The sequence below is a fragment of the Streptomyces boninensis genome (assembly GCF_048572725.1).
GTDB lineage: Bacteria > Actinomycetota > Actinomycetes > Streptomycetales > Streptomycetaceae > Streptomyces > Streptomyces boninensis.
Genome location: NZ_CP183837.1, coordinates 4,556,757 through 4,576,421 on the forward strand (window position 1 = coordinate 4,556,757; position 19,665 = coordinate 4,576,421).

Here is a 19,665-nt window from a genome sequence, read left to right on the forward strand (position 1 = left end):
CCAGATTCCCCTGAGACCTACTGGCGGGTTACTTGCTCCCTGGTGTCCGGGCTAGGACTCCGGGGCCGGCCAGCGCGGCATCCGCGCCCGCGGTGATCCGCTCGCGCTGGATGTCGAGCAGCCGCTCCCCCAGCGCGATATCGCCGATGCCGACCTTGCGGGCCAGGCGCCAGGACTTGCGGGCAGAGGCGTCGCGCACCTTGGCCTCGGGGTGGTTGGCGGCACGGGCTTGGTGATAGGCCAGGGCCTGCACCACCGTCACTGCGCGGCGCTCGGCCTCGGCGTCGCGGCCGTCGGTGTGCACCACGATCCGGCGAGCCAGGAAGGCCATGCCCTCCGCCGCCACGCACATGCCCATCGGCGTCACCGCGTAGATGACGGTGCGGCCCGCGTCGGTGCCGGCCATCGCGGCCATCACCGACGCCGCCGCGGGCAGCGCCCATAGCCCGGCCCGTACCGGCCACGGTGAAGACTGACCCAGCATGGTCAGCCCCAGCAGCACCAGCGCGAGCACCACGGTGGCACCCTCACCCGCGGCGACCGCACCCAAGGCGGTCCCCTGCCCGTAAGTGCGGGAGATGTTGGAGAACGTGCCCACGCCCCCGGCAATGCCGGTGGCCAACATCGGCACGAACGCCGCGACCATCACGAGCTTCTGCGCGCCGGTCAGCGACCGGCGCGTCGTCTGGTTGCTCATGCTGCCGCTCCCTTCCGGGAGCGCGAACGGGCGGCGGCGACGCGCGGCATAGCGATGACCTCCGCCAGCTGCGGCGCGCGGGCCTCGATCACCTCGACAGCAAGGCGATCGAGCCGGTCGGGCAACTCGGGGTCGTCAGCGAGGATGTCGCGACCGGCATCCTCGCGAGCCGCGCGCTCCTCCGGGCTCTCGCCCGGCTCCCCGAGCCACAGGGCCAGCGAGGTGCCCAGGCCTAGTTCGGCGAAGTCCTCTTCGGTGACGGCCTGATGGCCGTTGACGTACGAACGCATGGTGATCTCTCCTGGAATTGGCTGGAGCAGGGAAGAACCGGGGCGGCCTCGGTCACTGGCGAGAGAGCGGCCGTCGCGGCATCACGCCGCGTACGCGGCGGGTGGTGCGGACTCGGACTCCCCGCGGGCGGGGAGCGGCATTGCGGGTGGCAGCGTCGGCGAGCCGGGCGTAGACCTCGGCCGCCGCGATGAGCTGCGCGGCACGGGGTCGGGCGGAGTCGCTGGACTGCCGGCCGATCCGGTGTGCCTCTTGCAGCAGTTCGTCGGCCTGGCGGGCGTACTCGATGAAGTTCATGGCAAGCCCTTCCGGTCAGCGATTGACGACGGGCTTGCCGAGGTCGCGGTGCGCGACCTGCACCTCGAAGCCGCGGGCAGTGAGCCGGTCGGCGAGGGCCATGGCGAAGGTCGGCGCACGGTGCCGCCCGCCCGCGCAGCCGTCCGCGACGCGCACCGTCTTGGCGCTCGGGCCGGACGCGAACGCGGCGACCGCGTTGGCGGTGGCGTCGATGAGGTCGGCGACGCCGGACGTGTTCAGCACCGTGTCGCGGGCCTCCGCGTCGTACGCGGTCATGTGCCGCAGCCGCGGATTGATGTGCGGGTCGCGGAAGTGGTGACGCAGGTCGATAGTCAGATCCGCCAGCGGCGGCTGTGCGTGCAGGTAACCGAACGAAACGATCTCAACGGCAGCGCTCATGGGAACTCCCGGCAGACGAGAAGGGGTGGCGGATTCCGGCTCCCCTCAGCCCCGCCCGTACGAGACGGACGGAGGAGGCACCCGGCCGCCGCAGAGCGGCGGACGAGTCGTGCAGGTGTCTCCTTCAGGAGCGACGGCGCCCGTATCAGGTAGCGCCGCCTTGTCCTGGCGAAGGCGTGCGGAGACATGACCTTTCGGTCTCAGCCCTCCGGTTAATGACCAGGCGCCGGGACGCCTCGGCCCGCTCTGCCCCGGGCCCCTTGCCGCCTTCCGGCGACCGCTCACTCATACACACATGCACTCATGTATATGAGTTACAGGTAGAAGAGTGCCCAACTCCTATACATGAGTCAAGCCCTTCTGTGAGATTCCCGCGAAGAACGTGGCCCAGGAGTTGGGCTGGCTAGTCGCTTGCTGGGATGCGGTAGTCGAGAACGAACTGGTCAGCCGCCATGATCGTGTCGCACACCTCGACCACGCGCCCCGCCTCGGACTCCGCGTTGCGAGTCAGGCGGATGATTGGCGAACCGGGGCTCAGGCTCAGCGCTGCTACCTCCTGCTTCGTGGCCAGCCGGACTCGGATCGTCTCGGACAGCTCCTTCAGCGTGTGCCCGTGCTCCTCCAAGCGGGCATAGATGCCGCCGCCTCCCGGGTTCTCCTCGAACAGCTCGGGGATGTCCTTCGCTACGTCCCATGGCAGGTAGGACGTGGCCTCTTCCGTGGGGATGCCGTCGCTGAAGTAGCGGCGACGGCGTGCAAGCACCTTCTCCCCCACTGGCACTCCTAGCCGCTCGGCGACCTCGGCGGGAGCCTCGGTGGGCCCGACGTACAGCACGCTCACGCTCGGCGTGCTGCCCGCCTGCTCGGCCTCGGCGAGGTACGCGGCCTTGCCGGCCATCCGGTGCGAGCGGCGGAACCGGTCGGACGACTTCCGTCGCACGGGCGGGCGCCGCTTCACGTACGAGCCCTTGCCGTGCCTGGTCTCAATCAGGCCGGCAGCGCGTAGCTCAGCCATAGCCTTGCGGATTGTTCCTGGCGACGTGGGCGCGTACCGCTTCAGCAGATCCGCTTCACTGGGCACCTGCGCTCCGGCTTCCAGCACTCCTTCCTCGATCTGCTGCGCCAGGTCGTCTGCCATCTGCAGATACTTCGGCTTCCCGGTGTCCTGCGATGATGCAGCTACCATGTCCTTCTGTTCCTCCTCAGCTCCTGTACATAAGTAACGCTACCCGGAGGCCATGACATGCCGCTTCACTCCGTCTCGGTCGCTGGTGTGGTCGTACGTGATGATGGCCGGGTTCTGGCGATCCGCCGCGCGGACAACGGCGCATGGGAGCCCCCAGGCGGCGTGCTCGAACTGGACGAGCGCCCCGAGGACGGCGCCGTACGCGAGGTGCTCGAAGAGACCGGCGTCCGCGCCTCAGTCGAGTGCCTGACCGGCGTCTACAAGAACATGGCCCGGGGCATCGTGGCCCTCGTCTTTCGCTGCCGGCCGATCGATGGCGAGGAACGCACCTCTGACGAATCCTCAGCAGTGGAGTGGCTGAGTCCTGACGAGGTGAAGCAGCGCATGGGCGAGGTCTACGCCGTCCGCGTGCTGGACGCGCTCGACGCTCCGGGGACGCCCCATGTCCGCTCCCACGACGGGAAGCGCCTCCTCGAACCCGCGTGAGGCGCCAGGGCCGCCGGTCCCGGCCCTCAGCCCATGAAGTTCAGTTGCAGAACCGTCAGGGTCTTCGTGGCGCTGCCGACCATGAGCACTGCGATCACATGCTCGGTGACAAGCATCCGTACAACGCCGTCGTCTTCGCCGTACGGCTGCGTGGCAATGATCGGGTCATCGCAAGCTGCAGCGAGGGCAAGGGACAGTTGCTCGCTCGCCCCCTGGGGCAGTGCATCGTGCACGGCCTCCGCTGCACGGTCGTACTTGAGCCGGTAGGCCATCAGGCCGCGCCGCGGCTGCGGGCGGCGGCGGCCTCCGCGCGGACGCGGTCGGTCACATCAACCCACTCACCGGGGATCTCCCCCGTGGCGGCCTCAGCCTCAGCCAGGGAGCGGCCTCGCTCCGCCGCAGCGGACATGCCGGCAGCGATGCTCTGCCACTTAGCGAAGACCGTCAGCAGCTCGTGAGCGGGTGCGCGGTTGATCTCGCTGAGGAACTTCTTGCTGAGCGCGGGGTTGCCCAGCGCGTCACAGATGGATTCGATGGTCCACGTACGGTCGCTCACGGTTCGCGCCTCCGGCACTTGGTAACGCTCGGTCCTACGGTACGCGCGCCCGATGGCGTCCGTCAGCGACCTGAGCATGGTCATCGCGGTGGTCACGGCAGTTGCAGGCGATAGCACGAACCCTGTCAATGCCAATCCGCCTGACGACGATCCGTAGCATACTGCTACCCATGCGCGATTTCTCCGTACTGTCCGACGTGGAGTTCGAGGCGCTCGTCGGTGACCTCATAGGCGCACAGACGGGAGTGCTGGTCGAACGGTTCGCAGCCGGACGGGATGGCGGCATCGATCTCCGTTGGAGGATTTCGAACAAGACTGTAATCGCGCAATGCAAGCACTACCAGCGTTCAACCTTCTCGCAGCTTATGAGCGCCGCAAAGAAGGAAGTAGTAAAAGTCGAGGCCCTAAATCTCGACAGCTACAAATTCATCACTTCCTTTGACCTGGCGACTGGGCAGAAACGTGCCATATACGAGCTATTTGAGCGCTGGATGACAAATGTAGATGACGTGCTGGGCGGCGGCGAGGTCACTGCACTACTGAATAAATACTCTCAAATAGAACGCCAACACCCCAAGCTATGGGTCTCGTCGGGTATGCAGTTGTTTTGGTCGCATCACGCCGACATCGCCAATCGCTCGGAGGCGCTACGGCGGCGGATCGAGAAGACCCTTCCAAAGTACGTCATCGCGAGCTCCGGGTACACCAAAGCTCGTCACATCCTCGATGCGCATAACGTATGCCTGATTTCCGGCCCTCCCGGGATTGGCAAAACCAGTCTTGCGCAGATGCTCCTTGCTGAATACGTCTCGCTAGGCTATGAGCCGGTCGAGGTCTCACGCGACATCAACGAGGCGTGGTCCGCGCTTTCTCACACAAACCCCCAGATCTTTCTTTACGATGACTTCCTTGGCCAGATCACGTTCTCTGAGCGTCTCGCAAAAAACGAAGACAAACGCCTCTCCGAGATCGTTGAATGGATTTCAGAAAGCCCGCAGACCAAGCTGATCCTGACCACGAGAGAGTACATTCTCAGGGATGCTAAACGCAGCTACGAGAGACTCGACGATCTGGATCAACGCCTCCAGCTCGTACTTGAATTGGACGACTACACAAGGCTCGAACGCGCCGAGATCCTGTACAACCACCTGTGGCATTCAAGTGTTTCGCCTTCCTGCTTGCGCGAGATTGCTAGCGGGGGCTATAAATCGATCATTGGCCACACTTCCTACAGTCCGCGCCTAATAGAATATTGCACTGGGCCATCATTCGACACGACGACGACCGGCTATCCCGCCAGAGTGAAAGAAGCCCTCGATAATCCCGAGAGGATCTGGCGTGTTGCATTTGAAGAGCATTTGACGCTGGAGCAACGGCTCCTCGTCTTGATTCTATGCAGTTTGCCTCGAACGGTTCGAATAGACCTACTCCGTGGGGCTCACTCATCCCTATGCTCCGTGTTCAGCGTGTTGAGCACAGATGCCTCTTTCCGGCACTGTCTCAAGGTGCTCGAAGGAACGTTTATCGCAATCAATAAGGACCGGCAGAGTCGCTTGCACATCGAGCACCTCAACCCATCGGTGACTGAATTCTCATTGAATCGGATTGCCGAAGACCGGGTGCTACTCAGAGCGATAATTGACTCGGCGCAGCATTTCGAGCAACTATCCAAGCTATTCGATTACGCCATGAGCGCTCCTCGCGGTGCATCCAAAGCCTACCCGCAGCTAATGAAGTCCCTGGACGACGAAAGCGAATCATTCGTTCAGGCCATGCCGAGAGTATTCAACTCTGCATCACCAACACAGCAGTATATATTTGAGCACGGGGCGGTATACAGCAGCGACCCCCCGGGCGTCTTCGAGGACCGACTGCGCTTCTACATTCAAGCAGGAGAAAGATGGAGCATCGATGACGCCTTCATCCAGTCTAGAATGCAAGATCTTGCAACTAACTGGTGGGATCACGTTGGCGACAAGGGCGCCGCTTTGTCCTTGTATCAGAAGATGAAAGCAGCATCGTTCACACGCGCCTTCGCTGAAGAATTGCACGACGCTCTCCACACCTGGCTCAAGGAAGACCGAGACGGCGCCGACGACTGGGATAAGTTCCTTACACACCTCACGCGAGATGACAACGTCGATTTGACCACGGAATGGCGGCTAGCCCGAGAATTCGAAGAGGCTATCGACAGCGGCGAGATTCCCGACTACGTGTCTGACCTGGAGGAGCTTCGGTATTGGGCCGCAGAATTTCAGCTGGACGACCTTGTGGATCAGCTCGATGACGCTGTGGAGACCAGACAAGGGGACCCTGATAGATATCGGGAGGATGGGCCTCGACAGGCCAGTCTGTTTGACGCCCTTGATGCCCATGATCGCGACTCTGATCGTGACTTGGATGATCTCTTTGGGCGTCTCAGTGGCGAGTCGGATTGCTAGTCTTCGCCCCATCCGGTACGCGGGCATGAAGCCCCGGGTACGGGCCGTCTCTGGGCCGTCAAGGCACCGCCGCAGATCGCCAACGACCACCATTGACCGCCCTCTCACCCGTCGCGTTTCCAGCGCAGACAGCGGGGCGCCTTGGCGCCCCGGGAGCCGGTACCAATTCGAGGTCTACAAGGACCTGGAGCCCGGCAAGTCCGTCGAGGGCGCCAACTGGGTCGGCCGCGTCGACGCCGAGCTCGAGGTCGAGGCCTCGTACAAGCGCCTGCAGGCGTCCGGCGGCGGGCACTGAGCGATACGGACCGTACGGCCCTGGAGCCGGAAGCGCGTCAGAAGCCGCGAGTGCGCTTCGCGCCCTTCCGCTCCGGGGCCGCTGTTTCCAGGCCCGGACGCTTGATGAAGAGGCGGGCCAGCTCGCCGCCCAGGTTGACCCCCACCGCGATCGCGAGGGCCAGCGCCACCGCCGTCAGCAGTGAGCCGATGCCGTGCGTGACCTGGCCCTTCGTCAGGCCGAGGAGGCCGAAGTACGTGGCTGAGCCGGGGAGCAGCGGGCCGATGGCCGCCGTGACGTACGGCAGCGCGGAGGCGTACCGGTAGCGGGAGAAGAGCTGGCCGAAGAGGCCGACCAGGCCCGCCGCGACCGCCGTCGAGAAGACCGGCGACAGGCCGCCCACATGGTTCATCGAGCCGAAGATCAGCCAGGCCACCCCGCCGTTCAGGGTCACCGCGAGCACCGTCGACCGCTCCTGCTGCAGCAGCAGCGCGAAGGCCACTGTCATCCCCATCGAGGCGAGCAGCGCCACCACCGGGTATTCGGCCCGGCTGAGGCCGCCCTCCGGGTTGAGGTTCGCCCCCAGCTCCTCGCCCGCGTACAGCACCAGCAGCACGCCGATGACGATGCCGACGAAGAGATACACCATCTCCAGCAGCCGGGCCGCGGCCGTCATGTAATAGCCGGTCAGGCCGTCGTGTACGGACGCCACCAGTGCCCGCCCGGGGATCAGCGCGAAGAGCCCACCGGTGATCACCGCGGACGCCCCCAGCTCCGTGTCCGCCAGGTTCAGCACCACCCCGATCGCCGCCGGCGGCATCGCCGCGAAGACGAACTGGTAGAACTCCGGCATCCCCCGCCCCGACGCCAGCCACGCCAGCCGGTCGCCGAGCATCGCGCCGATGGCCGCCGCGAAGAAGACCGCGACATTGCCACCGACCAGCACGGACGCGGAGCCGGCGAGCAGGCCGCTGGCGCCGGTGAGGACCCAGGTGGGGTACGGGTGCCGGTTGCGGCGTATCTCGGCGAGGCGCCGGTACGCCTCCTCCAGCGTGACGTCGATGTCCGGCTCCGCGATGTCGTCGACCAGGCGGTAGACGGCGGAGAGCCGGGTGTAGTCGGTGCCGCGGCGGCGGACGGTGCGATTGACCGTAACCGGGTCGTCGACCAGCGACGGCTGGTAGGTGCATGACAGCAGGGTGAACGTCACCGTCGTCTCGCACCGGTCCAGGCCGAAGGCGTGCGCCACCGCGTACATCGCCGCCTCGACGTCCTCCGCGCCCTCGCCGCCGGCCAGCAGCAGCTCGCCGATGCGGAGCGTGAGGTCGAGGATCCGCGGCACCGGCAGCGGCACCTCGTCGGTGATGTACGCCCGTTCCGGCGTCACCCGCTCCACCGTCGGGGTGCGCAGCATCACCCGCATCCGGTCCTGCCAGGGCAGCGCCGCCTTCGCCAGCGGGCCGGTGGCGGGATCCGACTGGGACAGGGCGGAGACGGCGGTCGCGCCCGGCGGCATGAAGGCCGAGGCCTCCGGCTCCGCCTCGGGAAGGTCGCGCAGGCCCTCGGGGATCGCGAACTCCGAGGTCGGATGCTCGTCCTCGGGCGGCGGCGGCACCGGCACGCCGTGCGGCGGGGTGAACGCGCTGTGCACGTCCTCCCAGTCCGGCTTGCCGTCCTCGCCGTCCTCCGGCTCGGCACCAGCCCGTATGGCCTCCCAAGCCACGCCCACTTCACCCCCAACACTCGGGTACGGGTCCACTCAAGGCGAAGCATAAGTTGACGGTCATCACACCGCCTCTTCCGCAGGTCGCCACCCCTCCTACTCTGTGCCCACCGAGCCGCTCCCGTCACTGGGGCGTCGCGGCCGCGCAGCAGGGGTGAGGAGTCTCACTGTCCGCAGGGCGGAACTCGTTGGCCCCGGGCCGAGCCGCCGTGTGAACCTGATCCGGTGTTTGGAGTCACCGATCTGTCGACGTATCTCGCCGGGCTCGCCCTGATCATTCTGCTGCCCGGGCCCAATTCGCTGTACGTCGTTTCCGTCGCCGCCCGCCGCGGTGTGCGGCCCGCCTACAAGGCGGCCGGCGGCGTGATGTGCGGCGACATGGTGCTGATGGCGCTGTCCGCGGGCGGCGTCGCCTCGCTGCTGCAGGCGTCGCCCGCCGCCTTCGCCGTGGTGAAGTTCGCCGGGGCCGGCTATCTGACCTGGCTGGCGGTCGGGATGCTGCGCGGCGCGGTGGCGCTGTGGCGCCGTAAGGGCGGGGCGCAGGAGGCCGTCGCCGAGCAGGCGGAGGCGGATGCGGCGGAGTCGCGGGGGGCACCCGAGCGGCCGTACCGCCGCGCTTTCGTGGTCTCGCTGCTCAACCCGAAGGCGATCCTCTTCTTCATCTCCTTCTTCGTGCAGTTCGTGGATCCGTCGTACGCCCACCCGGCGGTCTCGTTCGGCGTGCTGGCGGCCTGGGCGCAGCTGTTCTCCATTACGTACCTGTCGATCCTGATCTTCAGCGGGACCCGGCTCGCGTCGATCTTCCGCCGCCGCAAGCGGCTGACCGCGGGGGCGTCGGCGGCCGCGGGGACGGCCTTCCTGGGCTTCGCGGCGAAGCTCTCGATGAGCAGTGCGGGCTGATCGTCCTTAATCTGCGGGTATGAGCACAGCCGCTGAGACGTCCGTACGCGTCGCCGTCATCTACTACTCGTCGACCGGCACCAACGCCGCTGTCGCCCAGGAGATCGCCAAGACCGCCGAGGCCGAGGGCGCGGAGGTCCGGCTGCGCCGCGCCGCCGAGCTGGCGCCGCAGGCGGCGATCGACTCCAATCCCGCCTGGAAGGCGAACGCGGAGGCCACCGCGCATATCGAGGAGGCCTCGCCGGAGGACATGGAGTGGGCGGATGCGGTGATCTTCGGGTCGCCGACCCGGTTCGGGAACGTGACCGCGCAGCTGAAGCAGTTCATCGACACCCTGGGCGGGCTGTGGGCGCAGGGGCTGCTGGCGGACAAGGTCTACAGCGGCTTCACGTCCTCGGCCACGAAGCACGGCGGGCAGGAGTCGACGCTGCTGGCGCTGTACAACACGGTGCACCACTTCGGCGGCATCCTTGTGGCGCCCGGTTATACGGATCCGGAGAAGTTCCAGGACGGCAATCCGTACGGCACCTCGCATGTGGACGGCCAGGGCTCGATCCCGGTGGACGACACGGCCCGCGCCGCCGCACGGGTGCAGGCGGCACGGGTCGTGAAGGTCACCAAGGCGGTGAAGGCGGGCCTCAGCGGCTGAGCCGCTGGTACTTCACCGGCTGAGCCGCTGGTACTTCCGTACGGCGAGGGTGAAGAACACCGCGGTCAGCAGCAGCGGCCAGACCCCGGCCAGCAGCACCGCGTGCTCGACCGGCCAGGAGCCGCCGGTCGCGCCGCCGTCATTGCCGAACAGGTCGCGGGCGGCGGTGGCCGTCGCCGACATCGGGTTCCACTCGGCGATGGCGCCGAGCCAGCCGGGCATGAAGGCGGGCGAGGTGATCGCGGACGACAGGAAGCCGATCGGCCACACCAGGATCTGGACGGTCATCACCATCTCCGGCTTACCCGCGACCAGGCCGAGGTAGATCCCCATCCACAGCATCGCGAACCGCAGCAGGAGCAGCAGCCCGACGGCCGCGAGGGCCGCGCCGAACGAGCCGTGCCAGCGCCAGCCCATGGCCAGCCCGGCGGCCAGCAGCACGAGCAGCGTCACCACCGACTGCGCCATGTCCGTAAAACACCGGCCCACCAGCACCGCCGAACGCGCCATCGGCATCGAGCGGAAGCGGTCGATGACGCCCTTGTTGAGATCGTGGGTGAGCTCGGTCAGGGTCGTCTCCAGGCCGAAGGCCATGGTCAGCGCGAGCATCCCGGGGATCAGGAACTCCTTGTAGTCCCCGCCGCCCTCGATGGTCATGCCACCGCCGAAAAGGTAGTAGAAGACCACCAGCAGCATGACGGAGAACGCCAGCCCGGCGATCTGCGCACCCGGCTGCCGCGCCCAGTGCGAAAAGCCGCGCCGGGTCATGGTCCAGCCGTCGGCAACGGCCCATTTGAGTGCGGTGGTGGTCATACGGCGGCCTCCTGCTGCTGGTCCGAGTCCTTCTTGCCGGTGAGGTGGAGGAAGACCTCGTCGAGGGTCGGCCGCCGCAGCGCGATGTCCTCCGCCTCGATGCCGGCCGCGGCCAGCCCCTGCACGGTTTCCGTGAGGGCCGCGATGCGGTCGGCCACCGGGGCGCCGACCCGGCGCGCGTCCAGGTCGGTCTCGATCTCGTACTCGGCAGCCCGCGCGGCCTTGCCCACCACCGCGGCCGCGGCGTCGAGCCGCGCCGCGTCGTGCACGACCACGTCGATACGGTCCCCGCCCAGCCGCGCCTTGAGCTCGGTCGCCGTGCCGTCGGCGATCACCCGGCCGTGGTCGATGACCGAGATACGGTCCGCGAGCTGGTCGGCCTCCTCCAGGTACTGCGTCGTCAGCAGCACCGTCGTGCCGCCGTCGACCAGCGAGCGGACCGCCTGCCACACCTCCGTACGGCCGCGGGGGTCGAGCCCGGTCGTCGGCTCGTCCAGGAAGAGGATCTTCGGCGCCATGATCAGGCTGGCGGCGAGGTCGAGGCGCCGCCGCATGCCGCCGCTGTACTGAGAGATGGCCTTGTTTCCGGTCTCCGCCAGCTCGAACCGCTCCAGCAGCTCGGCCGCGCGGGCGCGGGCCGCCTTGCCGCCCAGGTGGTAGAGGCGGCCGAACATCTCCAGGTTCTGCCGGCCGCTGAGCTGCTCGTCCACCGCGGCGTGCTGGCCGAGCAGGCCGATGCGGAAGCGGACCTCATCAGGGGCGGCCGTCACGTCGTATCCGGCCACCTCGGCGCGGCCCGCGTCCGGGCGGAGCAGCGTCGACAGGATCCGTACGAGCGTGGACTTGCCGGCTCCGTTCGGGCCGAGCACGCCGTGCACGGCGCCCTGCGGGACGGTCAGGTCGAGGCCGTCGAGGGCCGCTTTGGCTCCGTAGTTCTTGCGCAGTCCTTCGACCACGATGGCGGACATGTGCCTCCCTCTCGATCAGTAGTCAAACTTGACCACTCGATCGAAGGTAGCCCCCGGGCCCTCCATTAGTCAAACTTGATTAACAGTCGTCCGCGGCACCCTGCCGCGGATCCTCCTCGGCGATGTACCCGCCGGCCCCCCACGGGTCGCCCTCGCCCGCCATCACAAAGGCCCCCTGCTCCAGCCGCTCCACCAGGCCGCGGGTCCAGTCCATGCCGGACTCGGCGGTGTGCAGCCACAGCCGCATGATCTCCCCGATGTGCCCGAAGTCCTCACCCTCCTGAGGCGAGTAGTGCTGCAGCACGGCGGCCCGCCACTCCTCCATCTCCGCGAGCCGCTCCTTGAGCAGCGCGACGGCCTCGGCGCGGGGCAGGTCGACCATGAAGCCGACCCCGGCGGCGAGCGAGTCGATCTTCTGGTCGCGGCTGCGCAGCGCTTCCCGCAGCAGCGCGAGGTACGTCTCCTCGCCGGCCTCGGTCAGCTCGTACTCGGTGCGCGGCGGGCCGCCCGCGGTGGAGGGGGCGACGTCGTGGGCGAGCAGCAGGCCCTGCTTGGCCATCTGCTTCAGGGCGTGGTAGATCGAGCCCGGCTTGACGTTCGACCAGTCGTCGGCGCCCCAGTACTGCAGGTCATTGCGCACCTGATAGCCATGCGCCCGCCCGTGCAGCCGCACCGCGCCCAGGACCAGCAGCCGTGTGGCCGACATTCCGCCTCCTTGCGTACGGATCCGAGGATCACCCTCTAGTCAACTTTGACCATACGTCAGCCGACTGGCCCCGACACGCGCCCGGGCCAGCGATTCAGAAGCGAAATGCCGGAATTGCCGTATTTTTTCGACCATGGCACTCCCTTCAACCCTCCGCAGGGCTGCCCATACGGCCCTGATCGCCACGGCGGCGGCGGCCGCCGGGCTCACCTTCTCGGCGCCCCCGGCCGCCGCCGAGGTGACCAAACCCTTCGAAAGGGTCTACGACGACACCGTCTACGGTGACTTCATCACCGGCGGCAACACGGTGCTCGGCTGCGACGGCTCCCCGGACGAGGCCGCGTGCAACGCCGCTACCGGCTCGGACACCACGAACAACAACACCCTCTACATGAAGGGTCTGGAGCGCGGTGACCTGGCGACGGCCACCTACAACTCCAGCAGCGGCCAGTACGAGATCCCGCCCGGCTCCAAGATCGTGCACGCCGAGCTGATGTGGGGCGGCAACGCCGGCACGTACGGCAGCAACAACCGGATCCTGTGCGACATCGGCCGCGGCAACACCGCCGAGCTGCCGGCCGCCCCCGGCCCGGACGGCGCGGCCCCGATCCTCCGCGTGAACGGCGGCGACGAGAACGCGGTCTCGATCGACGACTTCACCAGGGACACCGGGAACGGTCCGCACTACTACTCGGCCCGCAGCGACGTCACCGACTTCTTCAGCGACGCCCCCGACGGGTCGCCGTTCCGCGTCGACGTCGGCGACGTCTGGGCGCCCGACGGCCAGGGCTGTGTCGGCGGCTGGTCGCTGACCATCGTCTACGCCTACGACGAGGCGAACGCGGAGCACGCCCCGCAGCGCCGCGCGGTGGACCTCTACTACGGACACGTGAAGCAGGGCTCCAAGGACGCGCCGACCACCGTCCAGGTCTGCGACTTCTACAAGTCCGGCAGCCGGCCGCCGCACGCCTCCACCTCCGCCCTGGAGGGCGACCGCGGGGTGCGCGGCGACAAGTTCCTGGTCAACGGCGAGGCGGTGGCCAACTCCCGCGGAGACAAGAACAACTTCTTCGACTCCACGGTGGACCACGCCCTCGACCCCGACTACGACAACTCGCTCGGCATGGACGCCAAGGCCTTCGAGGTCCCGGCCGGCGCCATCAAGCAGGGCGACACCTGCGCCGACCTGACCTTCTCCACCAAGGGCGACACCTATGTGCCGTTCCAGGTGGCGCTGTCGACGCCGATCCCGGACCTGAAGTACACGAAGACGGCGGAGCCGACGACGGTCCGGCCGGGCGACACGGTCACGTACACGGTCGAGGTGCAGAACGACAGCGACACCGAGTACCCGAACGCCCAGTTCAGCGACGACCTGTCGGACAACCTCGACCAGGCGAAGTACAACGCCGACGCCGACGCCAGCACCGGCACGGTGACGTACGACGAGCCGCGGGTGCGCTGGCAGGGCGACCTGGGCGCGGGCGAGAAGGCCACCGTCACCTACTCGGTGACCGTCAACGACCCGCCGACCGGCGACAACCGGCTGCGCGACAACGTGCTGGTCGAGGACCCGGACATCGCCGACGTCGTCAACTGCGCCGAGGGCAGCACCGACCCGAGCTGCGCCGCCGAGCCGGCGCCGCCGACCGAGCCGGAGGCGGACATCACCGCCGCCAAGGAGGTCGTCACGGACGGCCCGGTGTCCCCGGGCGGCGCCTTCCGGTACCGGCTGACCGCGGCCAACGAGGGCCCCGACTTCGCCACCAACGTCACCGCGACCGACACCCTCCCGGACGGGCTGATCTTCCAGTCCGGCGACGGCTGCAGCGCCAACGGCCAGGACGTCACCTGCGGGACGGTGGTCAGGCTGGGGAAGGGCAAGGAGAAGACCTGGACGATGATCGTCCGCCTGGACCCGGACTACAAGGGCGACGGCAGCGACCTCGGCAACCAGGTCACCGTAAAGGCCGAGAAGCCCAAGGACCCGAACCCGGACAACAACACCAGCACGCCGCCGGTACACGTGCCGGTGGCGCCGCCGGACAAGGACAAGGGCTGACACAGCCCCTTACGGCGAACGGCCGGGCACCCGTCACGGGGCCCGGCCGTTCGCCGTATCGGGTCAGACGCCGTACACCGCGTTGCAGAACGAGGCCACGTCGTCCCGGCCGAGGCCGCGGACCAAGTCGCATTCGCTGATCATGCCGACCAGCTGCCCGTTCTCGACCACCGGCAGCCGGCGGACCTGGTGCTCGCCCATCACGGACAGCACCTCTTCCTTGGTGGCGTTCACATCCACGTGGAACGGCGGGCCCTGGACCAGGTCGGCGGCCGTGACCGTGGTGAGGTCCTTCCCCTCGGCGACGCACTGGACCACGATGTCGCGGTCCGTGATGATGCCGGTGAGCTGCCCGTCCGGTCCGGCGACGGGCATGCAGCCGACGTCCAGCGCGCGCATCCGGCGGGCGGCGTCGGCGACGGAGTCGGTGTCCTGGACGCATTCGACGCCCGGGTTCATCAGCTCGCGGGCGGTGGTGGCGGTCGGGGCGGTCATCGGCGGTCTCCCTCGGGGCGTCGGGCAGCCTTCCTCGCCATGCTGAGCGCCCCGGCAGCCTGCGGCGAGCTGCCCGCCGCCGCGCGAGTGAAGATCAGAACGGGAAGTGCGTCCTGCCGTGCTGGATCGAGATCCACTTCAGCGTCGTAAAGGCGTCCACCGTCGCCTCCCCGCCGAGCCGCCCGAGCCCGGAGGCCTTCTCCCCGCCGAAGGGCACCACGGCCTCGTCGTGGATCGTGCCGTCGTTGACGTGGAACATCCCGGTCTCGATCCGCTGCGCCACCCGCACCCCGCGCTCGACATCCGCGGTGTGCACGGCGCCGCTGAGCCCGAAGGGGCTGTCATTGGCCGCGGCCACCGCCTCGTCCTCGCCGTCGAACGGCAGGATCATCACCACCGGGCCGAAGAGCTCCCGCCGCCGGATCGCGGCATCCTTCGGTACGTCCGTGAGCACGGTCGGCTCGACCAGCGCGTCGGTCGTGGCGCCCCGTACCACCGCGGTCGCGCCCTCGGCGAGCGCCCGCTCGACCTGGCCGGCCAGTGCGCCCGCCTGCCGGGTGCTGATCAGAGGTCCGATCCGGGTCGCCGGGTCGGCGGGGTCGCCGACGGTGAGGGTGCGGACCTTGGCGGCGAACTTCTCCGTGAACTGCTCCTGGACCGTGCGGTCCACCAGCAGCCGGTTCGCCGCCATGCAGACCTGGCCCTGGTGGGCGAAGCGGCTGAAGACGGCGGCGTCGACGGCGTAGTCGACGTCCGCGTCGTCGAGGACGATCAGCGCGCTGTTGCCGCCGAGCTGCAGCACGGTGCGCTTGAAGTGCTGCGCGGCGACGCCCGCGACATGCTTGCCGACCTCGCCGGAGCCGGTGAAGGAGAGCACCTTCGGCACCGGGTGCTCGAGGAAGGCGTCGCCGATCTCGGCGATGTCGGAGACGATGACGTTCAGCAGCCCGGGCGGCAGCCCGGCCTCGTCGAAGATCTTGGCGAGCAGGGTGCCGCCGGTGATGGGGGCCTGCTGGTGCGGCTTGAGGACCACGCCGTTGCCGAGCGCGAGCGCCGGGGCGACGGACTTCATGGCGAGGAAGAGCGGGAAGTTGTGCGCGGTGATGACGCCTACGACGCCGACCGGGACGCGGTAGACCCGGTTCTCCTTGCCGGCCTGCGGGGACGGCAGCACCTCGCCCTCCGGCCGCAGCGCCAGCCGGATCGATTCTCTGAGCGCGTCCTTGGTCAGCGCCAGCTCGAAGCCCGCGGTCAGCTGGGTGCCGCCGAGCTCGGCGGTGATGGCCGCGGCGATCTCGGCCTCGCGCTCCTCGACCACCTTCAGCGCCCGCTCCAGCACCTGCCTGCGGGCGTACGCGGACGCCGCCGCCCACTCGCGCTGGGTGCGCTCGGCGGCGCGATAGGCCTGGTCGACCTCGGCGGCCGTGGCCACCGTCAGCGCCGCGAGCTGCTCACCGGTGTAGGGGTTGACGTCGATGAGATCCCAGGAGCCGGCGCCGGGACGCCACTTGCCGTCGATGTACTGGCAGGCCAGCTCCGCGAAGTAGGCCCCATTCCCACCCGACATGCCATCTCCGTGCTCGTCGTTGAATCACGACCCCCGATGAGACGACATGCTACTGACTGGTCTAGAGCTGTTGAGCGATTCCGGCCAGCAACTGCCTTGTTTCTTCCGGGTTTTGAGCAACTCGCTGCAGTCGGCCGATCGCCGCGCGATACTTTCCGACATCTTCTGGCTTGTCGAGATAGAGCGCGCTCGTCAGATGCTCGACGTACGCCACATCCGGCAGGTCGCTCTCGGAGAAGCCGAGCACGGTGAAGGCGCCCGACTCCGCGGCATGGCCGCCGTACGAGAACGGCACCAGCAGCACGGTGACATTGGGCATGTGGGACAGGTCGATGAGGTGCCTCAGCTGGCGCCGCATCACCTCGCGGCCGCCGTACGGCCGGGCGATGGAGGCCTCGTCGAGCACCACCGTGAACTCCGGCGCATCCTCGGCGACCAGGCGCTTCTGCCGCTCGAGCCGGACCCCCACCCGGCGCTCGAGCTCGGCGCGCGGGGCGTCGGGCTGGCCTGCGGTGATCACCGCGTGCGCGTACTCCTCCGTCTGCAGCAGGCCGTGCACGAACTGCACCTCATAGGCGTCGATGCCCGTGGCCGCCGACTCCAGGCCCACATACGTGGGGAACCAGCCGGGCAGCACGTCGCTGTAGCTGTGCCACCAGCCCGCGACATTGGCCTGCCGGACGAGGCCGACCAGGGCCTCGCGCTCCCGCTCGTTGGTGACTCCGTAGAGCGTCAGCAGGTCCTCCACGTCGCGAGTCTTGAAGCTCACCCTCCCCAGCTCCATCCTGCTGATCTTGGATTCGGATGCCCGGATCGCATAGCCGGCGGCATCCCGCGTAATCCCGCGCTCCTCGCGCAGCCGTCTGAGCTGGGACCCAAGCAGAATCCGGCGCACCACCGAACCGCTCGATGAGTCCATGGCCATCTCAGAGCCCTCCCACTGCCTCGTCGACTAGGCCCCTTCCCAGTTGGCTCCCCCGAAGCCATCGGCCAAGTGTGCCATGTTTACGCTCCATTGCGTGCCCGAATGATTACGCAAGTGGACTCCCTTGCGCCAGGCATGACTCCCAGATGTGGACAGGGGTACGCATTACGTCGGGTGCACGTGCATCTGCCCTTGCATCTGTCGTACGCATTCGGAACGATGGGCCACCGCACAGCATGTGAAGGGTGACGTCAGCCGCGACCTGGGAGTGCCTCGCATGAAGGCCATGGGGACCGAAGCATCGATCATGCTCGACCCCTTATGGCAGGGTCTGCCGCCGATCGACCCTGGCGCCGTGTCCGGCGCGGCTTCCTGTGCCCTGCCTGCGGCGTACGAAGCGGTGGGCGGCGCCCGCGAGTTTACGCGCGACACGCTGCACACTTGGGAGCTGGACGGGCTGAGCGACGATGTCGCGCTGGTGGTGTCCGAGCTGGTGACGAACGCGCTGCGGCACGCGCTGCCGCACGATGCGCCCGAGGGGGCGCGTTCCGCCGAGGAAGCGGCCCCCGCGGACTCCGACGCGCCACCCGTACGCCTGCATCTGATGCGCTGGGCGTCGCGGCTGGTGTGCGCTGTGCGCGACCCGAGCGCCGACAGCCCGGTGGCCGGGGAGGCGGACTTCTCCGCCGAGTCCGGGCGCGGTCTCTTTCTCGTGGACTCCTTCAGCGACAGCTGGGGCTGGCATCCGCTGGCCGGGTCGCTGCGGGGGAAGGTGGTGTGGGCGCTGTTCTCGCTGCCTGGCGGGCCGGAGCCCGCGTAGGTCCGCCGTTTTTCGGTCCGCTCCGCAATCCGCTCAGTTGTCGATCAGGTGGTCGAACTCGCCGTCCTTGATGCCGAGCAGCATCGCCTCTATCTCCGCTGGGGTGTAGACGAGGGCGGGGCTGTCCGGGAAGCGGGAGTTGCGCACGGCCACCTGGCCGCCCGGCAGCTTGGCGAACTCCACGCAGGTGCCCTGGGAGTTGCTGTGCCTGCTCTTCTGCCACACGGCGCCCCGGAGATCCCTGGCCGCCATGCCGTTGTATGCGTGGATCACGGTCTCTCCAAGCTCGTTGCCGGGGTCAACTGTCGTGGATCATAGCCGTGTTGACGTGCGTCTGCACGGGCAAATGCACGTGCACGCGTGGTGAACGTGTGATTCCGCTGTGTTCCCGGAGTGCTGCGATTGTGCGAATGTGACTAAACGGGCCGGCGAGTTGAGCCGCTGCTCAGCTGTCGCCGCCCTCGTCAATCAGGCGGCGTACCTCACGTGCGACCAGCCCGAGCCGTGCCTCTGCGACGAGCGGGACGCTGCGTCGGTTCCGTCGTGCCTCATGCACGTCGATGTCTACGGTCACCAACGCCGGCTCCCACTTCGGCGCCTGCGCGACGACATTCCCGCGCGGATCGATGACCCGGGACCCGCCCCAGAAGGACGCCCCGTGCTCGTTTCCCACCCGATTCACCATGACGACCCAGCACTGGAGCATGATCGCGGTGTACGAGAGCAGGGTGTCCCAGTAGCGCTCGGTGTCCATGGACTCCGGGTCCAGGCTGGCGGCGCTGTTCACCGGGATGAAGAGCACCTCGGCGCCGTCCTGGACAGCGGTCCAGGGGATCACGGGCTGCCAGGCGTCATTGCAGATCAGCGTGGCGGCGCGGCCGCCGGCGACGGTGGGCAGATCGAAGGCGCGCATGCTCTGGCCCGGGCTGACGTGCTTGCGCTCTTCCCAGGCGAGATAGTTCGGCAGGTAGAGCTTGCGGTGCGCATGCACGACATCGCCTTCGGCGTAATAGGCGGAGGTGTTGTACGCCCGCAGGCTCGTGTGCTCGTGAAACCCGGCCAGCACGCCCGGCCCCTGCGCGCCGAGCTCGAGCAGGCGCGGATCCTTGAGCTCGAGGGAGGTGTCCTGGCGGAGCGCCCCGAGGTGATAGCCATTCAGACTGAGCTCGGGAAAGACGACGAGATCGGCACTCTGGGCGGCAGCCTGGGCGATCTGCTCACGATGGACGTCGAGGTTGCCCTCGACGTCGCCGAGGATGCAATCGGTCTGCGCCAGGGCAATGCGCATGGCTTGCGCCTTCCTCTCGACTCCTTGGGACTAATGCTCCAAATCATGCCAGACCGGTTGACACCGGGGCGCGACGGCGGCAATGGAGCCGCTCGCATGCACAATCCGCCTGCGGCGGGCATCCT

21 protein-coding genes and 2 pseudogenes are annotated in these 19,665 nt (G+C 67.9%); 7 read left to right on the forward strand and 16 right to left on the reverse strand.

What is annotated here, in order from left to right; translation table 11 throughout:
- Positions 1-67: 67 nt before the first annotated feature.
- The 5 genes and pseudogenes from ACNNMR_RS20695 to ACNNMR_RS20715 form a co-directional block, all read right to left on the reverse strand.
- Positions 68-697 (reverse strand): annotated as a pseudogene (locus ACNNMR_RS20695) (conjugal transfer protein); the annotation flags it as partial.
- The gene (locus ACNNMR_RS20700) at positions 694-987 is read right to left on the reverse strand and encodes a hypothetical protein (RefSeq protein ID WP_419996136.1); all 294 of its coding nucleotides are present in this window, start codon (positions 985-987) and stop codon (positions 694-696) included. The gene ACNNMR_RS20700 and the pseudogene ACNNMR_RS20695, both read right to left, overlap by 4 nt.
- Before the next feature lie 52 nt (positions 988-1,039).
- Complete coding sequence (locus ACNNMR_RS20705) at positions 1,040-1,282, reverse strand: hypothetical protein (RefSeq protein ID WP_419996137.1); 243 nt, start codon at positions 1,280-1,282, stop codon at positions 1,040-1,042.
- 15 nt (positions 1,283-1,297) lie between these two features.
- The gene (locus tag ACNNMR_RS20710; protein ID WP_419996138.1) at positions 1,298-1,681 is read right to left on the reverse strand and encodes a RapZ C-terminal domain-containing protein; all 384 of its coding nucleotides are present in this window, start codon (positions 1,679-1,681) and stop codon (positions 1,298-1,300) included.
- Between the two features lie 403 nt (positions 1,682-2,084).
- Entirely contained in the window at positions 2,085-2,867 is a 783-nt protein-coding gene (locus ACNNMR_RS20715; RefSeq protein WP_419996139.1) for a GntR family transcriptional regulator, read from the reverse strand.
- Positions 2,868-2,924: 57 nt separating this feature from the next.
- Here ACNNMR_RS20715 and ACNNMR_RS20720 point away from each other — a divergent pair, with 57 nt between their 5' ends.
- The gene (locus ACNNMR_RS20720) at positions 2,925-3,353 is read left to right on the forward strand and encodes an NUDIX domain-containing protein (protein WP_419996140.1); all 429 of its coding nucleotides are present in this window, start codon (positions 2,925-2,927) and stop codon (positions 3,351-3,353) included.
- Positions 3,354-3,379: 26 nt separating this feature from the next.
- On the opposite strand, the gene ACNNMR_RS20725 is transcribed toward ACNNMR_RS20720, so the two are convergent.
- Together ACNNMR_RS20725 and ACNNMR_RS20730 are read right to left on the reverse strand one after the other, a co-directional pair.
- Complete coding sequence (locus tag ACNNMR_RS20725) at positions 3,380-3,625, reverse strand: hypothetical protein (protein ID WP_419996141.1); 246 nt, start codon at positions 3,623-3,625, stop codon at positions 3,380-3,382.
- On the reverse strand, positions 3,625-3,909 hold the full coding sequence (locus ACNNMR_RS20730) for a hypothetical protein (RefSeq protein WP_419996142.1): 285 nt from the start codon (positions 3,907-3,909) through the stop codon (positions 3,625-3,627). Before ACNNMR_RS20730 ends, ACNNMR_RS20725 begins: the two co-directional genes overlap by 1 nt.
- Before the next feature lie 170 nt (positions 3,910-4,079).
- On the opposite strand from ACNNMR_RS20730, the gene ACNNMR_RS20735 reads away from it, so the two are divergent.
- On the forward strand, positions 4,080-6,350 hold the full coding sequence (locus ACNNMR_RS20735) for a restriction endonuclease (protein WP_419996143.1): 2,271 nt from the start codon (positions 4,080-4,082) through the stop codon (positions 6,348-6,350).
- 166 nt (positions 6,351-6,516) lie between these two features.
- Positions 6,517-6,645, forward strand: a pseudogene (locus ACNNMR_RS20740) (inorganic pyrophosphatase); the annotation flags it as partial.
- 37 nt (positions 6,646-6,682) lie between these two features.
- Here the strand turns inward: ACNNMR_RS20740 and ACNNMR_RS20745 are convergent.
- Positions 6,683-8,347, reverse strand: coding sequence for a threonine/serine ThrE exporter family protein (locus ACNNMR_RS20745; protein ID WP_419996144.1), 1,665 nt, complete (start codon positions 8,345-8,347; stop codon positions 6,683-6,685).
- Positions 8,348-8,572: 225 nt separating this feature from the next.
- Between ACNNMR_RS20745 and leuE the strand changes: the two genes are divergently transcribed.
- Together leuE and wrbA are read left to right on the forward strand one after the other, a co-directional pair.
- Complete coding sequence (gene leuE / locus ACNNMR_RS20750; protein ID WP_419996145.1) at positions 8,573-9,247, forward strand: leucine efflux protein LeuE; 675 nt, start codon at positions 8,573-8,575, stop codon at positions 9,245-9,247.
- A 19-nt stretch (positions 9,248-9,266) separates the two neighbouring features.
- Positions 9,267-9,896 carry an NAD(P)H:quinone oxidoreductase gene (gene wrbA / locus ACNNMR_RS20755; protein WP_419996146.1) on the forward strand — a complete coding sequence of 210 codons (630 nt, stop codon included), beginning with the start codon at positions 9,267-9,269 and terminating at the stop codon, positions 9,894-9,896.
- A gap of 12 nt (positions 9,897-9,908) precedes the next feature.
- On the opposite strand, the gene ACNNMR_RS20760 is transcribed toward wrbA, so the two are convergent.
- From ACNNMR_RS20760 to ACNNMR_RS20770, 3 genes are all read right to left on the reverse strand, one after another.
- Entirely contained in the window at positions 9,909-10,709 is an 801-nt protein-coding gene (locus ACNNMR_RS20760; RefSeq protein WP_419996147.1) for an ABC transporter permease, read from the reverse strand.
- Positions 10,706-11,677 carry an ATP-binding cassette domain-containing protein gene (locus ACNNMR_RS20765; RefSeq protein ID WP_419996148.1) on the reverse strand — a complete coding sequence of 324 codons (972 nt, stop codon included), beginning with the start codon at positions 11,675-11,677 and terminating at the stop codon, positions 10,706-10,708. The genes ACNNMR_RS20760 and ACNNMR_RS20765 overlap by 4 nt, the downstream gene beginning before the upstream one ends.
- Positions 11,678-11,756: 79 nt before the next feature.
- A complete protein-coding gene (locus ACNNMR_RS20770) occupies positions 11,757-12,383 on the reverse strand; it encodes a PadR family transcriptional regulator (protein WP_419996149.1) in 627 nt (208 codons plus the stop codon).
- A 133-nt stretch (positions 12,384-12,516) separates the two neighbouring features.
- Between ACNNMR_RS20770 and ACNNMR_RS20775 the strand changes: the two genes are divergently transcribed.
- Complete coding sequence (locus ACNNMR_RS20775; protein WP_419996150.1) at positions 12,517-14,445, forward strand: hypothetical protein; 1,929 nt, start codon at positions 12,517-12,519, stop codon at positions 14,443-14,445.
- Between the two features lie 63 nt (positions 14,446-14,508).
- On the opposite strand, the gene ACNNMR_RS20780 is transcribed toward ACNNMR_RS20775, so the two are convergent.
- From ACNNMR_RS20780 to ACNNMR_RS20790, 3 genes are all read right to left on the reverse strand, one after another.
- Positions 14,509-14,940, reverse strand: a complete 432-nt coding sequence (locus ACNNMR_RS20780) for a CBS domain-containing protein (RefSeq protein ID WP_419996151.1) — start codon at positions 14,938-14,940, stop codon at positions 14,509-14,511.
- Positions 14,941-15,034: 94 nt separating this feature from the next.
- Positions 15,035-16,507: an aldehyde dehydrogenase family protein gene (locus tag ACNNMR_RS20785; protein WP_419996152.1), complete on the reverse strand. Its 1,473-nt coding sequence runs from the start codon at positions 16,505-16,507 to the stop codon at positions 15,035-15,037.
- Between the two features lie 61 nt (positions 16,508-16,568).
- The gene (locus ACNNMR_RS20790) at positions 16,569-17,432 is read right to left on the reverse strand and encodes a Scr1 family TA system antitoxin-like transcriptional regulator (RefSeq protein WP_419996153.1); all 864 of its coding nucleotides are present in this window, start codon (positions 17,430-17,432) and stop codon (positions 16,569-16,571) included.
- A 286-nt stretch (positions 17,433-17,718) separates the two neighbouring features.
- Here ACNNMR_RS20790 and ACNNMR_RS20795 point away from each other — a divergent pair, with 286 nt between their 5' ends.
- Entirely contained in the window at positions 17,719-18,252 is a 534-nt protein-coding gene (locus ACNNMR_RS20795) for an ATP-binding protein (protein WP_419996154.1), read from the forward strand.
- A gap of 33 nt (positions 18,253-18,285) precedes the next feature.
- Here the strand turns inward: ACNNMR_RS20795 and ACNNMR_RS20800 are convergent, their stop codons facing one another.
- Together ACNNMR_RS20800 and ACNNMR_RS20805 are read right to left on the reverse strand one after the other, a co-directional pair.
- Positions 18,286-18,525 carry a DUF397 domain-containing protein gene (locus tag ACNNMR_RS20800; RefSeq protein ID WP_419996155.1) on the reverse strand — a complete coding sequence of 80 codons (240 nt, stop codon included), beginning with the start codon at positions 18,523-18,525 and terminating at the stop codon, positions 18,286-18,288.
- Positions 18,526-18,697: 172 nt separating this feature from the next.
- Positions 18,698-19,540 (reverse strand): nitrilase-related carbon-nitrogen hydrolase, encoded by an 843-nt coding sequence (locus ACNNMR_RS20805; protein WP_419996156.1) that lies wholly within the window; start codon positions 19,538-19,540, stop codon positions 18,698-18,700.
- Between the last annotated feature and the right edge of the window lie 125 nt (positions 19,541-19,665).